Genomic DNA, 15,822 nt, shown 5'->3' with positions numbered 1-15,822 from the left:
AAGCGGAATGAATCCATATGTATCAGTAATCTTGACAATAGCAGTATGCCTTTTGCTATTTGTTTTATGGATTATATATGAAAATTATAAAAATAAAAAGCGTATCTTGACTAAAATTCGAAGAAACTGGGGGAAGCCGTATACCAGACAATATGAGCCTGGTGACATTGAGCAGATTTCCCATTATTTTAGACGAAGAGAAAAAGAAGGTTTCGCAATAGATGATATTACCTGGAATGATCTGGATATGGATCGCCTTTATAAGATGGTAAATCAGACGATTTCTTCTCCTGGGGAAGATGTGCTTTATGATATGATGCGAAGACCGGTATTTTCTCAGGCTGAAATAGACAAAAGAGATGAGTTGATAGATTTTTTTTTCCAACATGAAAAAGAACGGGAGCATATGCAGCTGCTCCTGTCGCAGATTGGAAAAACGAGATTAGGTTCTTTGTCGGATACGGTATTGGCTCTTAAAAGTTCTTCTGAGGTAAAAACAGGAATCCATTGGTTTATGTTGATACTGCTGGTGTTGAATGTTGCAGTGCTTTTACCTGTGAAGCCAGTAGTTGGCTTTTTTTGCTTCATAGTCTTAATGATAACAAATATTACAATTTATTATGCAGGCAATGACCGAAAATTAATTGAAGCTTACCTGGATTGTTATGCACACTTGCTTCGAATGTTATCTGTTGCAGAAAAAATAAAGAATGTGCAATGGTCAGAAACAAGAAAGCAGATGTCTGCTATTGCAGAAGCCAGAGCGGTGTTTAAGGGTCTTAACCGGAAAGCAATTTTTTTGACCAGTAAAAATACAGATGGAGGAGATCCGGCACAGATTCTTATGGACTATATCAGAATGCTGACTCATATAGACATTCTGGTTTATAACGGTCTTTTGAAAAAAATTCAGGACAAAACGGACTCTATTTTGAAGCTTATTGATAATATTGGAGAACTGGATGCGTGTATTTCCATTGCATCTTTTCGGGAACTTCTTACGCTTTGGTGCAAACCTGAGTTTAAAAGCTGGGAAAGTGGTGTCACGCAGATTGAAATGGCTGTAGAAGATCTGTATCACCCACTGCTTCAGGAGGCAGTTGCCAATAGCTTTCAAGTAGCCGGAGGAACTTTGGTAACCGGTTCTAACGCATCCGGAAAATCTACATTCCTAAAAAATGTTGCAATGAACAGTATTCTTGCCCAGACGCTTGTTACCTGTACTTGTTCATCCTACCAGGCATCGTTTTTGAAAGTTATGACATCTATGGCATTGCGGGATGATATAGAGAGTGGAGAGAGCTATTTTATTGTAGAAATCAAGTCGTTGAAACGAATATTGGAAGAAAGTAAGAAAAGGGAGCCACTTTTATGTATTATTGATGAAGTGCTTCGAGGTACAAATACGGTTGAGAGGATTGCTGCTTCATCCAGAATTTTAAATGCACTTCGGCAAAAATGGGTGCTGCCTTTTGCAGCTACTCATGACATAGAACTGTCGTACATTTTGGATTCCCAGTATGAAAACTATCATTTTGAGGAAGACGTACAGGAAAAAGAGGTGGTATTTTCCTATATCCTGAAAAAGGGAAGAGCCACATCCCGAAATGCGATTCAGCTTTTGGATATGTTAGGTTATGACAAGGAAATTGTAGAGGATGCACGAAATGCGGCATTTAATTTTGAAAATAAAGGAATCTGGGATGCCTTATAAATGCAGCAGATCATGTCTGGAAACAGTAATGTCAATGCTGCGTGGACTTCGGAAGAAGGAGAACAGTTCGAGTATATGTATCGGCTGTTCTTTTTTTAAATTTTTAAGTGTTAAAGCGGTGAGGTTTTTCTTGTGTAAAGTAGAGCAATGGAGTATAATAAAATAGGTTTTTGCATAATTTTAAAAGCTATAATAAGAAAATCGGCAAAACAGACGAAAGTCTGTGACGCAAAGCTACAGGGCCTGTAAAATGGTAGCCAGTTGCATGAACTGAGGTGCACTGTCTGTGAGACAGTGTTTTTTTACGGTGTTATTTCATAGACGTAACAATAATAATTTTATGGCAGGGAATCAGATATGAAAAATACGAGAAGGATAGTTAGGATAGACAGAAAATGAAAGGAAAAAAAGTGATTGCAGGCATTCTGCTTGCGGGAATTTTAGCAGTCACCCTGGCAGGGTGTAAAAACACAGATAACACGAAAGAAGAAACAGAAAAGCCCGTTATTACCCTCGGCAGTGACAGCTATCCGCCATACAATTATCTGAACGAGGATGGCGTACCGACGGGCATAGATGTAGAACTGGCTACAGAAGCTTTCAAAAGAATGGGATATCAGGTGGAGGTTGCCCAGATCAACTGGGAGAAGAAAAAAGAACTGGTGGAGAGCGGAGAGATTGACTGTATCATGGGTTGTTTTTCCATGGAAGGGCGTCTTGATGGTTACCGCTGGGCGGGACCATATATAGCAAGCCGTCAGGTGGTCGCTGTAAATGAGAATAGTGATATTTATAAACTGAGTGACCTGGAGGGAAAGAACCTGGCTGTCCAGTCCACAACCAAACCGGAAGGCATTTTTCTGGACCGGACAGATGATAGAATCCCAAAACTGGCAAATCTGATCAGTCTCGGACACCGGGAGTTGATTTATACATTTCTGGGAAAAGGATATGTAGATGCAGTCGCCGCACATGAGGAATCTGTTGTCCAGTATATGAAGGATTATGACGCAAGCTTTCGTATCCTGGAAGAGCCTCTGATGATCACTGGAATAGGTGTCGCTTTTGCAAAAGATGATGACAGAGGAATCTGTGAGCAGATGAGCCAGACGCTGGAAGAAATGCGTCAGGATGGCACATCCCTGAAAATTATTGGAAAATATCTGGATGATCCCCAGAAATATCTGGAGGTGGATGATCTTGGATATTAAGAGGAAGACAAAAGAAAAACGGATCCAGCTGATTGGAGGTCTGTTTGGAATCTGTGTGGCTGTAGGTTCACTGTTTTATTTTTTCCATGCAGAAAAAACGGAAGCCGAGAAAAGAATGGTAGAGATTGTAAATTATGTCAAAGTGCAGTGTTCCACCTACACCCATTATAATGAATCTTCGGAATCCAAAAGCCTCCTCCGTGCTATTGAAAGTGCCAGACAGATGAGTACAAATATTAAAACGGAAAAAGAAAACGGCGGTCATCTAAGCCGGGAGTTCCTGAAAGAAAACCTGCAGACTCTCTGGGTGGATGGTATCATTGTACTGGATACAGAGGGAAAGACGGACTGCGAATACAGTACGGATGAGTCTCTGACTGATGAGATTACGGAGTATCTGCAAAAAGACATTATTATGGATTTTACCGGATATGAAGAAAGATCTTATTCAGAACGGTTTGCCAGGGAAGACGGATCCTATATTGATATTGCAGCCTGTGCCAGAAAAGATGCACCGGGTATTGTGGCAATCTACTATTACACACCTCCTGAATTTTCCAGAAACTATACACTGACGATACAGGGACTTTTAAATGGTTATAGTATCCAGAAAGATGGAACGATTATTGTCGCAGACGAGGGGATTGTTGTTGCCAGCAATGATGAGAGCCTGCTGGGGCAGAATACGGCTGACAACGAAGTTGTTCAGGCAATGAAGAGGCATACAGACAGTCAGCACATTTATCATTTGAAGAATGAAGGAACAGGATGCTACGGAATCATGCTGAAGCAGAGGGATTACTATATTTATGCATATCTTCCGGATACAGAAGTGTTCCATAATCTTCCATTAAGTGTGATAAGTGTTATTTTTCTTTATTTTCTGATGTTCAGTATATTCTGGTTCTGGACATACAGAACCAATCTGGCGCACCGGAAACAGGAACAGGAAAAAGATGAAAAATATAAAGCAGAACTTCTGATAGCAGCAAAAAAGGCAGAAGCCGCCAATGAGGCAAAAACAGAATTTCTCCAGCGGATGAGCCATGATATTCGGACTCCGATCAATGGAATCTGCGGCATGGTCAATATGGCAGAACATTATGCAGGTGATTTGGAGAAACAGACGGAATACAGGACAAAGGTGAAAAAGGCGTCCAATCTGTTGCTGGAACTGGTAAATGAAATCCTGGACATGAGTAAGCTTGAGTCAGGCGAAATCGTTCTGGAAGAGATTCCATTTAATCTGAGCAGTATTTCAAGGGAAGTATTTGCTGTGATCAAGCAGATGGCTGCAGAACAGAATATCCGGATCGAGTGGGAGAAAAAAGAAATCACACACCGGGATTTTATTGGAAGTCCGGGGTATGTGAAACGTGTGATGATGAATATCCTGTCCAATGCGGTGAAATATAACAGAGAAAACGGACATATCTATATCAGCTGCATGGAAATCCCAGCCGGACAGCCAGGAATGACCACAATGGAATTTGTCTGCCGGGATACCGGAATCGGAATGACTGAGGAGTTCCAAAAACATATTTTTGAACCATTTGCACAGGAACACACAGGAAGCCGCACAAAATTTGCCGGAACAGGACTTGGGATGCCGATTGCAAAGAATCTGGTCGAGAAAATGGGCGGAGCCATTACCTTTGAAAGTGAAGAAGGCACAGGAACTACATTTGTGATCCGGGTTCCGTTCAAAATAGATATGAATGCGGATAAACGTGAAAAACAGAAGGATGTATCAGAAAAATCTATAAAGGGGTTGCATATTCTTCTGGCAGAAGATAATGAGCTGAACATGGAAATTGCAGAATTTATGCTCCAGAATGAAGGTGCTGAGGTGACGAAAGCATGGAATGGACAGGAAGCTGTTGAGCTATTCAGAAAAAGTAAACCTGGTGAATTTGATGTCATTCTTATGGACATTATGATGCCGGTTATGAATGGTTATGAAGCTACAAAGAAAATCCGTTCTCTGGACAGAGAGGATGCAAAGATGATTCCGATCATTGCAATGACAGCAAATGCATTCACGGAGGACAGACTGAGAGCTAAAGAAGCAGGAATGGATGAACATATAGCAAAGCCTGTTGATGGAAAATTATTAATAAATATAATTTATAAACTAATGAAACACAGTTTCAGGGGGAGTCATAATGAAAAAGAAAAAACGGAGTAAGTTACTTGCTGTACTTCTGGTGATGGCGACAGGCACATCACTTTTGTCAGGCTGCGGCAGAAAAATTGCAGAAAAAGAAGATGCAGAAACCATCACAGTGTATTTATGGAGCACCAGCCTGTATGATAAATATGCACCATACATCCAGGAACAGCTTCCGGATATCAATGTTGAATTTGTAGTCGGCAATAATGATCTGGATTTTTATAAATTTCTTGATGAAAACGGTGGATTGCCGGATATTATTACCTGCTGCCGGTTTTCCCTGCATGACGCAAGTCCGCTGAATGACAGTCTGATGGATCTTTCCACAACCAATGAGGCAGGTGCTGTCTATGATACCTACCTCAGCAGTTTTATGAACGAGGATGGCAGCGTAAACTGGCTTCCCGTGTGTGCAGATGCCCACGGTTTTGTAGTGAACAAGGACCTTTTTGAAAAGTATGAAATTCCGCTGCCAACCGATTATGAAAGCTTTGTCTCTGCCTGCCAGGCATTTGACGAGGTGGGAATCCGTGGCTTTACTGCAGACTATTATTACGATTATACCTGTATGGAAACACTGCAGGGTCTGTCTGCATCAGAATTGTCTTCTGTAGACGGACGCAAGTGGCGCACCACCTACAGTGACCCGGATAATACAAAGAGAGAAGGTCTGGATGATACCGTCTGGCCGGAGGCTTTTGAACGCATGGAACAGTTTATCCAGGATACCGGGCTGAACCAGGACGATCTGGATATGAATTATGATGATATAATTGAGATGTACCAAAGTGGTAAGCTTGCCATGTACTTCGGCAGCTCAGCTGGTGTAAAAATGTTACAGGATCAGGGCATTAACACAACATTTTTGCCATTCTTTCAGGAGAATGGCGAAAAGTGGCTGATGACGACCCCATATTTTCAGGTGGCATTAAACCGTGACCTGACACAGGACGAGACGCGCCGGAAGAAAGCAATGAAGGTACTGAATACAATGCTTTCAGAGGATGCACAGAACCGGATCATTAGTGATGGACAGGATCTGTTAAGCTACAGCCAGGATGTGAATCTTAAGCTTACGGAATATCTGAAGGATGTGAAACCTGTGATCGAGGAAAACCACATGTATATCCGTATTGCGTCAAATGACTTTTTCTCCGTTTCCAAGGATGTGGTTTCGAAGATGATTTCAGGAGAATACGATGCAGAGCAGGCCTATCAGTCATTTAATTCCCAGCTTCTTGCGGAAGAATTTGCTTCAGAGAATATCGTGCTGGATTCACAGAAATCCTATTCCAACCGTTTTCATAGCAGTGGGGGAAATGCGGCTTATTCGGTTATGGCAAACACTCTGCGTGGTATTTATGGGACGGATGTGCTAATCGCAACCGGAAACAGCTTTACGGGAAACGTGCTGAAAGCTGGATATACAGAAAAAATGGCAAGAGACATGATCATGCCAAACAGTCTTTCGGCATATAGCTGCAGGATAAGCGGGGCAGAACTGACAGAACTGGTCAGAAACTTTGTAGAAGGCTATCAGGGAGGTTTCATTCCCTTTAACCGTGGCTCTCTGCCTGTGGTCAGCGGCATTTCCGTGGAAGTCAAAGAAACGGATGATGGCTATACATTGAGTAAAGTTACAAAAGACGGAAAAAAAGTTCAGGACAAGGATACATTCACGGTAACCTGCCTTGCGATACCAAAACACATGGAAGCCTATCCCACAGATGAGAATATTGCGTTTGAGGGAGAAGACACCTTTGTGAAAGATACCTGGACAGGATATATTTCAGATGGTGATGCCATTCTTGCAGAGCCTGAAGACTACATGACTCTGAGGTGAGAAGAATGGATATTAAGAAGCATAACAAAGGCAGAGAAAAGACTGTTAGGAGAAAACGATTCCGGATCGCTGTCTTTACAGCTGTTTTACTGGGAATTGTTCTGATGGTTTTCCGATATTTTGACTTTGTGTCGAAAACTATTTATGAGGAAAGTGTTTCCCATCTGACGGAGGTTTTTCATCAGTCTGATAATATGTTAAGGGAATTGACAGATAAGAACCTGACTTATCTCCATATTTGGGGTGAGAATCTGCAGAATACCTCAAGCGAAGATGAAATCCGTAATTATATAAAGAATGCGCAGGAAGATGCCGGATTTTTGGATTTCTTTTTTCTGTCAGCCGACGGGAACTATAAGATGGTGACAGGGGAAACCGGGTACCTTGGATTACAGGAAAATATTGAAGAGGACATCCGGCAGGGAAATGATGTGATATCAAATGCAGCAGTTCCGGGAAAATCCCAGTTGCTTGTTTTTGCCACTCCCAAGGCTCATGGAAACTATCAGGGATTTGAATATGATGCCATCGCCATTGCTTATGAAAACTCTAATATCGTAGATGTACTGGATATTTCTGCTTTCAATGGAAATGCACAGAGTTTTATTGTTCATCCGGATGGCCGTGTTGTGATCGATCATTCTTCTGAGTTATGGGGGAATGTATATAATTTCTTCGGTGTTCTGAGAGAGCATTCTGATATGTCTGAAAAAGAGGTCAATGAGCTTTCGGAGAAGTTTAAAGCAGGACATACTGGTGCGATGCTGGTAAATCTGGATGGAAGGAACTATTATCTGGTCTATGAAAAATCAGATATTCAGGACTGGGTATTTCTGGGACTTGTACAGGCAGATATTGTTAATGCCAGTATGAACAGCCTGCAGAGCAGTACAATGCTTCTTGTTGGTGCGGTCGTGTTCTGTATTGCTGCTTTTCTTATCAGTCTTATTATTCAAAAAAGCAGGACAAATCTCAGAAGAAAGGATACGGAGATCCGGTACCGGGATGAGCTGTTTCAAAAGCTTTCAATGAACGTGGATGATGTCTTTCTGATGCTGGATGCAAAAACATATCAGGCAGATTACGTCAGCCCAAATGCGGAAAATCTGCTGGGTATTACGGTAGAACAGATTCGTAGAGATATTCGTGTTCTGGGAAAATTGCATCCGGCGGAACATGAAGATCCGGAGAAAAATTATCTGGAAGAAATCAAGGTTCATGAACAGCGAGAATGGGATTTTGAATATGTTCATCAGAAAACAGGGGAAAAACGCTGGTTCCATAATATTGCAATGGGTAGTGAGGTAAATGGAAAAAAGAAATACATCCTGGTTCTGTCGGACCGTACCTCGGACTGGAAAATGAACCAGGCACTTTCTGAGGCAGTCCGTGCGGCGGAGACAGCAAACAGGGCCAAGAGTACCTTCCTTTCCAACATGTCTCACGATATCCGGACACCAATGAATGCGATCATCGGCTTTACCACACTGGCTGTAAGCAATATTGATGATAAAAACAAGGTTCGGGATTATCTGGGTAAGATCCTTTCCTCCAGTAACCATCTGCTTTCTCTGATCAATGATATCCTGGATATGAGCCGGATTGAGAGTGGAAAGATCCATCTGGAAGAAATAGAGGTCAGTCTGTCGGATGTACTTCATGATCTGAAGACGATTATCAGCGGGCAGATCCATGCGAAGCAGCTGGAGCTTTATATGGATGCCATGGATGTGACGAATGAGGATGTCTATTGTGACAAGACACGACTGAATCAAGTGCTGCTGAATCTTTTGTCCAATGCGATCAAGTTTACTCCTGCTGGCGGAACCGTTTCTGTCCGGCTGAAACAGTATCCGGGGTTCCAAAGAGGCAGTGAACTGTACGAGATCCGGGTAAAGGATAACGGAATCGGTATGAGTCAGGAATTTGTACAGAAGATCTTTTCTCCTTTTGAGAGGGAGCGGACTTCCACTGTGAGCAGGACTCAGGGTACAGGACTTGGCATGGCCATCACCAAGAATATTGTGGATATGATGGGCGGCACCATTGAGGTCCGGACAGAGCAGGGGAAAGGTACCGAATTTATCGTCCGTCTGCCATTCCGGACTCAGCCTGAGAATCACCGTATAGAGAAGATTGCAGAGCTGGAAGGTCTTAAGGCTCTGGTTGTAGATGACGATTTTAATACCTGTGACAGCGTGACCAAAATGCTTGTGAGGGTTGGAATGCGTTCGGAATGGACACTTTCCGGTAAGGAGGCTGTTCTGCGTGCACGACAGTCTATGGAGCTTGGGGATGCCTTCCATGCTTATATCATCGACTGGCGACTGCCGGATATGAATGGTATTGAGGTCACCAGACAGATCCGCAGTCTTGGTGACGATACACCGATCATTATTCTGACTGCTTATGACTGGTCAGACATCGAAGTGGAAGCCAGGGCTGCAGGAGTAACTGCATTCTGTGCGAAACCTCTGTTTATGTCCGATATCAGAGATACCCTGATGACTGCCATTGGCCAGAATCAGGCTGAGCAGGAGAAGCCTGTTCTTCCGGCGGCATGCTCAGATTTCAGAGGCAGATGTATACTGCTTGTGGAAGACAATGAGCTGAACAGTGAAATTGCGGTGGAGATCCTTAATGAATATGGCTTCCTGGTGGATACTGCAGAAAATGGGGCAGAGGCAGTAGAGAAGGTCAAGAGGTCGAAACCGGGCGGTTATGATTTGGTGCTGATGGATGTGCAGATGCCGGTAATGAACGGATATGAGGCCACGAAGCAGATCCGTGCCCTTAGGGATCCGGCACTGGCAGGAATCACCATCCTTGCCATGACGGCCAATGCTTTTGACGAGGACAGAAAGAAAGCGTTGGAATGCGGTATGAATGGATTCTTATCCAAGCCAATCGTTATAGAGGAATTGATCAGTACATTACAAAATAATCTGACAGATTAGTAATAAAAACCTGCTAAGAAGTTCGGTTAACAACTTTTTAGCAGGTTTTCAAATTATTTTTAAGCGTTAAAGCGGTGAGGTTTTTCTTGTGTAAAGTGGAGCAAGGGAGTATAATAAAATCAGTTTTTTTGTATAATTTTAAATGCTCTAATATGGAAATCGGCAAAACAGATGAAAGTCTGCGACGCAAAGCTACAGGGCCTGTAAAATGGCAGCCAGTTGCATGAAATGAGATGCGCTGCCTGTTTGGCAGCGTTTTTATCACCCGGGGCATTGCAGAGATGATGGAAATTACACAGCAGCAGTACACAGCAACAGGGATGAATGCACATATTGCAAAACCGATTGATATAAAAACAATACTTGCTGTTTTTGACCTGGTGTTTGGAACATCATAAAACACAAACGGATGAAGGAAATAAAAAATATGGATAAAAGTAGAAAAAAATCAGCCGTACTATTTGCATGTATATTTGTGGTCCTGGGAATGTGGATGATGTTATCGGTACACTGCCAGGCTGCTGAAACGAATAATGATGAAAAACAGCCACAGACCATCCGTGTCGGCTCATTTGAGGATACCTTTAATTATGTCGATAAAAACGGTGTCAGACGAGGTTATGGCTACGAGCTCATGCAGGCTCTGGCAGGTTATACCGGATGGAAATTTGAGTATGTGAAATGTGACTGGTCCAACTGTTTTGATAAGCTTGAAAATGGTGAGATTGATATCATGGGCGATATTTCTTACACCGATGAACGTGCACAGAAGATGCTTTTCCCGGATGAACCCATGGGTGAGGAAAAATATATCCTTTATGCTGATTTATCGGATACGGATATTGGGACGTCTGATTTCAAGTCTATGGATGGGAAACGTGTAGGTGTGCTCATGGGGACTGAGCCTGAAATCATGCTGACAGAATGGGAAAATAAGAATGGCATACATACAAAACATGTAAATGTGAATAGTGATGATGATGTCGAAAAGAAATTAGCGAATCATGAAATCGATTGTTTTGTATCTCTGGAGGAATCCATCTGGTCTGAACAGGGAATATCATCCGTTACCACGATTGGTAAATCCGGCATATATTTTGTAATAAATAAAGAGCGCAGCGATATCAAGACAGAGTTGGACTGGGCTATGCGTCAGCTGGATCAGGATAGTCCTTTTTTCAAGGCGGATCTGTATAAAAAGTATTTTACGCTTGATTATTGTCAAAGTCTTACAGGCGGAGAAAAGTCCTGGTTGGAAGAACATGATGGGATCCGGATCGGATTTCTGAGTAATGATGCGGCAGTATTTTCCCTGGACGAAGAGACTGGAAAACTTACCGGTATGCTGGCAGAATATTTCTCTTATGCCAAAGACTGTCTGGGAAATCAGATACTGGAATTTAATATACAGGAATATGATGAATATGATGAAATGCTTCAAGCTTTACAAGAACGAGAGATTGACATGATTTTTTATGCTGGCAGGAATCCATATTTTGCAGAAAAAAACGGATATACACTTACAAACACAGCCTGGACCTACAGCCTGATGGCGGTAACAGATGAGGAAAAATTTGATGAGAATAAGGTGTATACTGTAGCTGTGCCCAGGGAAAAATATGCCTTAAAACAGCATATTGCATTCAGTTATCCCCAATGGAAGCTTATAGATTGTGATTCGCTTGACGATGCAGCAGATATGGTCATTCATGAAAAAGCAGACTGTTTCCTCATGGGCGCAAGTCAGGCACTAATATATGATAACAGTCAAAATTTCAAGAGTATTCCACTTACATAAACAATGGAGGCATGCTTTGCAGTTAGAAGTGGAGAGGGAACCCTCTTATCAATATTGAATAAAACCTTAAAGGCTATGCCGTCTGACATGCTTACAAGTGCACTTGCTATTTATGACAGTACAGCAGATAAGGTAACATTTTTGGATTTTGTAAAAGACAATATGCTTGCTTTTTTTGCTACGGCAGGATTTTTTGTACTCACTATCATTAGTATTATCCTCGTACTTTTACGGAAGGCAAGGAAAGCAGAAGCTGTCGCAAAGCTTGCTGCAAATGATACACAAAAGCTTAATGACAAGTTGGAAATCGCTCTGAAAAAAGCAGAAGAAGCTAATCTGGCAAAGACTCGTTTCCTTAACAATATGTCACATGACATCCGTACTCCTATGAATGCAATTCTGGGCTATGCACAGCTTATGGAGAATGAACTGAAAGGAAAGGATTTGCCTGAAACTTCAGAACATTAAAAAAAACTTCAGCAGTCAGGAAACCTTCTTCTGTCAATCATAAATAATGTACTTGATATGGCTCGGATTGAGAGCGGAAGGATGGAAATTGATGAGAACTATGGACGGATTGAGGATATCCGGCAGACTCTGTTTGAAATATTTGAGGATGAAGCAAAGAAAAAGAATCTTGCTCTTCATTACACAATAAATGTAGAACATGAAAATATACTGACAGATACTACCAAGGTAAAAGAAATATTTGTCAACATCCTGAGTAATGCCATAAAATATACTCCAGCCGGTGGTTCTGTTATGGTAGATATAGATGAATTACCCTGCGAGGAGCCTGGGTACATGATTGTAAGGACCAGGGTGAGCGATACCGGAATTGGTATGAGCCAGGATTATCTGTCAAAAATTTTCGAAGCATTCACTCGTGAACGAAACACCACGAAGAGCAAAATCACAGGAAGCGGACTTGGAATGTCAATCGTAAAGAAATATGTTGATCTGCTCGGTGGAACAATCGATGTGGAGAGTGAGCTTGGAAAGGGCAGCACTTTTACTGTAACACTGAAACACAGGATAGCGGATGAAAGCTATTATGTAAAAAAACATGCTGAAAATCCAGAATCCTGCAGTGAAATACTTGAGGGAAGGAATATCCTTTTGGCAGAGGACAATGATCTGAATGCAGAGATTGCAGAAGCAATACTTGAGCGTGCAGGTCTTAAAACAGAACGTGTGGAGGATGGTATCCAGTGTGTAAACAGGATAATGCAAATGCCGGTTGGAACATATGATGTGATCCTCATGGATATCCAGATGCCTAAAATGGACGGTTATAAGGCAACACAGGAAATCAGAAATTTACCAGATAAGGACAAGGCGTGTATACCAATCATTGCAATGACAGCAAATGCATTTGAGGAAGATAAGCGGGAGGCTATTGCAGCCGGAATGAATGAACATATAGCAAAGCCAGTCCAGGCTGATAAGCTGCTGTCAATATTATCAGAAGTAATAAGGCAGCAGGAAAAATATTAATTGCATGTTATACTAATGGAGTGCCACTCTGGAAAATTGCATAGGACTTTTTTCTTTAAAGAGCGCTTTAACAATTTAATCTTTGAAAGTACCACGATATAAGAATGGGGAGGATTCCCTCCCCAAAAATATTTTTTCAGAACTTACATAAGTTCCTTTCAGATGCCATGATATGACCGGTATTCCAGGTACATTTCAATCATATTTTTTCTTACTGGAAGGTCTGTTTGTTTGAGAATTTCGCTGATTCCAGTAGCAGAATATCCATTTTTCCATAATAATTCAGCCGCACACTCAATCAGGAGTTGTCTGGATTCTTCACCTTTTTTCATTTCGCATTTCCTCGTTCAGTCTGGAAAACAGATGTGTAAGTGCAAACATAAGCGTTTCATAATGCATGTAATCTAAAGTATTCCTGTCTGCAAGAATTTGAAGACTTGCCGGGAACTCATCATCAGCTTCCCAGAAACGAATGATAATCGGCAAAAAAGGAAAAAGATTTAATTTAAAAGCAACATCTCCTTTTTCCAGTTCCTTTCCGGAAAGTGCTATACAGGCATTACGCAATTCAACGGTTTTTCCGTTAAAAAAGTCAGCGGTATTCTGAAAAAATCCGCTGCTCGTTGAGAGATTTCCTGTTCGGACAGAGGAAAGGCTGTTTATGTTTATAAATTCATGTGACAGATGGCATCTATCCTTTGAATAACATAAAACATCATAAATAGTCATTGCTTCATTGTGATTGGCTTCATGAATTATTTCAAAATCATTATCTGACCACTGAACACTTCCCGTTTTTCGATTAATACGATAGGTACGGTTAATAAAAGTAATATATAACCAGTCAGAATTGTAATCTAATGAATATTTATGTATCATTGTAGCCTGATTATATTGCAGGAAAACATGTGCTGTAGAAATTTTTATTTTATCATAATTAGTCAGAGCTTTCGTCATATACCCCTCCAAGAATATTTTTGTTGTAGTTATTTTAGAATAGACTAATTGGTCTATAAAATCAATGCTTTTTGTGCCATTTTGTTATAGCAGGTCAAAGGAACAATGGCTGTAATGAGGATCAGAGGGATAATAGTAGTAACGAATAATACGCGAGAGTTCTGTAGAGGGTCTGGCGTTAGAGGATTGGATTAAGGAAGTATCTTTTTTGTCTGACTGGTTTTTTTACGGCATTTCCGTTACAATAGAAATATAAAAAATCGCGGAAAGAAGGTGGTCTGAATGCCAGTTAATATCACAGAAGAATTCGTTCGTTTTCTGATGAAGCAAAACGAAGAACAAAGTGCTCGCATTGCTGAGCTTTCTGCTGAGATTACAAGTCTGAACCAGACCATCCGAGAACTGAAAGAGCAGTTAAACAAAAACTCAAAAAACAGTTCCAAGCCACCTTTATCTGACGGACTTAAGAAGCATGATTGTAAAACACAAACAGCACCAGTTATCATTGGAAATAATGTATGGATTGGTGGCGGGGCTATTATTTTACCAGGAGTTACTATCGGAGATAATGTTGTGATTGGAGCAGGCAGTATTGTAACAAAAAGTATTCCCGACAATGTGATTGCTGCAGGCAGTCCTTGCAGAGTGATCCGTAGGAATCAGTAACAAACATGTTTTATCCAGATAAATATATAAGTGGGAGGTATTATGCCTGAAATACGGAAGAAAATTGAATTACTACAGAAAATTGCACATCGATTTAATGAGGCAAATATAGAGTGGGCTTTAGGCGCATCTATGCTGCTGTACTTTAAAGGTATTATTTCAGAATTTCATGATATTGATTTAATGGTCTCTGTTCATGATGCTGAACAGGTCCGAACAATTTTATCAGAAATGGGAGAACTTCACGCACCGGCTTCTGCTTCTGATCCAATGTATCGTACAAAGGTATTCATGGAATTCACCATTGATTCTGTAGATATTGACGTTATGGCTGGATTTTCTATTGTAAGCGAAGGGAAGGTTTATGATTGTTCTCTTGACAAAGAACAAATCGTGGAACGAATGACACTTGGAACAGAAATCGTTCCTTTGCAATCGCTGCGATTATGGTGTAAATACTATCGGCTGATGGGGAGAAACAAAAAAGCTGACATGATTGAAAATAATTGTAAATAAATATAGTATCTGATATATGTAAAAAAGGAAACTGCCTGGAATTATCCGACAGTTTCTTTTTTATTTGCAGAATTGTTGTGGTCAAGCTTTTTTGTAACTGATGTTATTCTAATTCATTTGACATCTTTTCGCTAATAGTATGATAGATTTCCTTTGTCGCTGAATCATTTGCACCATTTACGACCAATATTTTTCCATTTATACTCATGACTACATATGAATGACAGGATGAATGGGTATACCGGATATAATCTCCATAGACATCATTTCTAAAATTTCCCATAGCATATTTAAGATTTCCTAAACCATTGGTTCTATAATCATTCCAGCTCTGAGATGAATTTTCTTCATATGAGATACTGTCAATCTGCGTATAGTCTACTGTATAATCGCTCCAGCCTTGTGCCTCAATAGTAAAATCTTTATCCTCGAAACGAATCTCAATACTTCCCAAAAACAACGTCCATATACCGAATATAATGGTTAAAAT

At 41.0% G+C, this 15,822-nt stretch carries 12 protein-coding genes, 2 pseudogenes and 2 riboswitches; of the genes and pseudogenes, 11 read left to right on the top strand and 3 right to left on the bottom strand.

The features are described 5' to 3' along the window. Positions 1-106 precede the first annotated feature (106 nt). The 8 genes from I2D69_RS08070 to I2D69_RS20030 all read left to right on the top strand — a co-directional run bounded on the left by I2D69_RS08070 (position 107) and on the right by I2D69_RS20030 (position 13,193). Positions 107-1,714, top strand: coding sequence for a DNA mismatch repair protein MutS (locus I2D69_RS08070; RefSeq protein ID WP_195379708.1), 1,608 nt, complete (start codon positions 107-109; stop codon positions 1,712-1,714). 193 nt (positions 1,715-1,907) lie between these two features. Continuing rightward, a riboswitch (cyclic di-GMP riboswitch) is annotated at positions 1,908-1,983 on the top strand. A 126-nt stretch (positions 1,984-2,109) separates the two neighbouring features. Beyond that, positions 2,110-2,925 (top strand): transporter substrate-binding domain-containing protein, encoded by an 816-nt coding sequence (locus I2D69_RS08065; RefSeq protein WP_195379707.1) that lies wholly within the window; start codon positions 2,110-2,112, stop codon positions 2,923-2,925. Beyond that, complete coding sequence (locus I2D69_RS08060) at positions 2,909-5,113, top strand: ATP-binding protein (protein WP_195379728.1); 2,205 nt, start codon at positions 2,909-2,911, stop codon at positions 5,111-5,113. The genes I2D69_RS08065 and I2D69_RS08060 overlap by 17 nt, the downstream gene beginning before the upstream one ends. Next, positions 5,091-6,941: an ABC transporter substrate-binding protein gene (locus tag I2D69_RS08055; RefSeq protein ID WP_173773301.1), complete on the top strand. Its 1,851-nt coding sequence runs from the start codon at positions 5,091-5,093 to the stop codon at positions 6,939-6,941. Before I2D69_RS08060 ends, I2D69_RS08055 begins: the two co-directional genes overlap by 23 nt. Before the next feature lie 5 nt (positions 6,942-6,946). Next, positions 6,947-9,898, top strand: coding sequence for a response regulator (locus I2D69_RS08050; protein WP_195379706.1), 2,952 nt, complete (start codon positions 6,947-6,949; stop codon positions 9,896-9,898). A gap of 151 nt (positions 9,899-10,049) precedes the next feature. After that, positions 10,050-10,125: riboswitch (cyclic di-GMP riboswitch) on the top strand. A 200-nt stretch (positions 10,126-10,325) separates the two neighbouring features. Next, on the top strand, positions 10,326-11,696 hold the full coding sequence (locus tag I2D69_RS20040; RefSeq protein ID WP_226815850.1) for a transporter substrate-binding domain-containing protein: 1,371 nt from the start codon (positions 10,326-10,328) through the stop codon (positions 11,694-11,696). Positions 11,697-11,750: 54 nt separating this feature from the next. After that, positions 11,751-12,164, top strand: coding sequence for a histidine kinase dimerization/phospho-acceptor domain-containing protein (locus tag I2D69_RS20035; protein ID WP_243243783.1), 414 nt, complete (start codon positions 11,751-11,753; stop codon positions 12,162-12,164). Positions 12,165-12,245: 81 nt separating this feature from the next. Continuing rightward, entirely contained in the window at positions 12,246-13,193 is a 948-nt protein-coding gene (locus I2D69_RS20030) for an ATP-binding protein (protein WP_243243782.1), read from the top strand. 158 nt (positions 13,194-13,351) lie between these two features. Here the strand turns inward: I2D69_RS20030 and I2D69_RS08040 are convergent, their stop codons facing one another. Both I2D69_RS08040 and I2D69_RS08035 read right to left on the bottom strand, forming a co-directional pair. Next, positions 13,352-13,525 (bottom strand): hypothetical protein, encoded by a 174-nt coding sequence (locus I2D69_RS08040; protein ID WP_173717288.1) that lies wholly within the window; start codon positions 13,523-13,525, stop codon positions 13,352-13,354. Further along, positions 13,512-14,150, bottom strand: coding sequence for a DUF3786 domain-containing protein (locus I2D69_RS08035; RefSeq protein ID WP_148462054.1), 639 nt, complete (start codon positions 14,148-14,150; stop codon positions 13,512-13,514). The genes I2D69_RS08040 and I2D69_RS08035 overlap by 14 nt, the downstream gene beginning before the upstream one ends. 282 nt (positions 14,151-14,432) lie before the next feature. Between I2D69_RS08035 and I2D69_RS20025 the strand changes: the two are divergent. From I2D69_RS20025 to I2D69_RS08025, 3 genes and pseudogenes are all read left to right on the top strand, one after another. Next, a pseudogene (locus I2D69_RS20025) lies at positions 14,433-14,627 on the top strand (DUF6444 domain-containing protein); the annotation flags it as partial. After that, positions 14,628-14,816: pseudogene (locus tag I2D69_RS08030) on the top strand (DapH/DapD/GlmU-related protein); the annotation flags it as partial. It abuts the pseudogene before it with no gap. Between the two features lie 42 nt (positions 14,817-14,858). After that, positions 14,859-15,332, top strand: a complete 474-nt coding sequence (locus I2D69_RS08025; RefSeq protein WP_118584022.1) for a DUF1897 domain-containing protein — start codon at positions 14,859-14,861, stop codon at positions 15,330-15,332. Between the two features lie 103 nt (positions 15,333-15,435). On the opposite strand, the gene I2D69_RS08020 is transcribed toward I2D69_RS08025, so the two are convergent. Next, positions 15,436-15,822 (bottom strand): PH domain-containing protein (locus I2D69_RS08020; RefSeq protein WP_243243781.1); only part of this gene is annotated, 387 nt, incomplete at its 5' end.

The organism is Ruminococcus sp. D54t1_190329_F1 (assembly GCF_015551645.1).
GTDB lineage: Bacteria > Bacillota > Clostridia > Lachnospirales > Lachnospiraceae > Blautia_A > Blautia_A faecis.
This window is presented reverse-complemented; position numbering and strand designations above follow the sequence as displayed.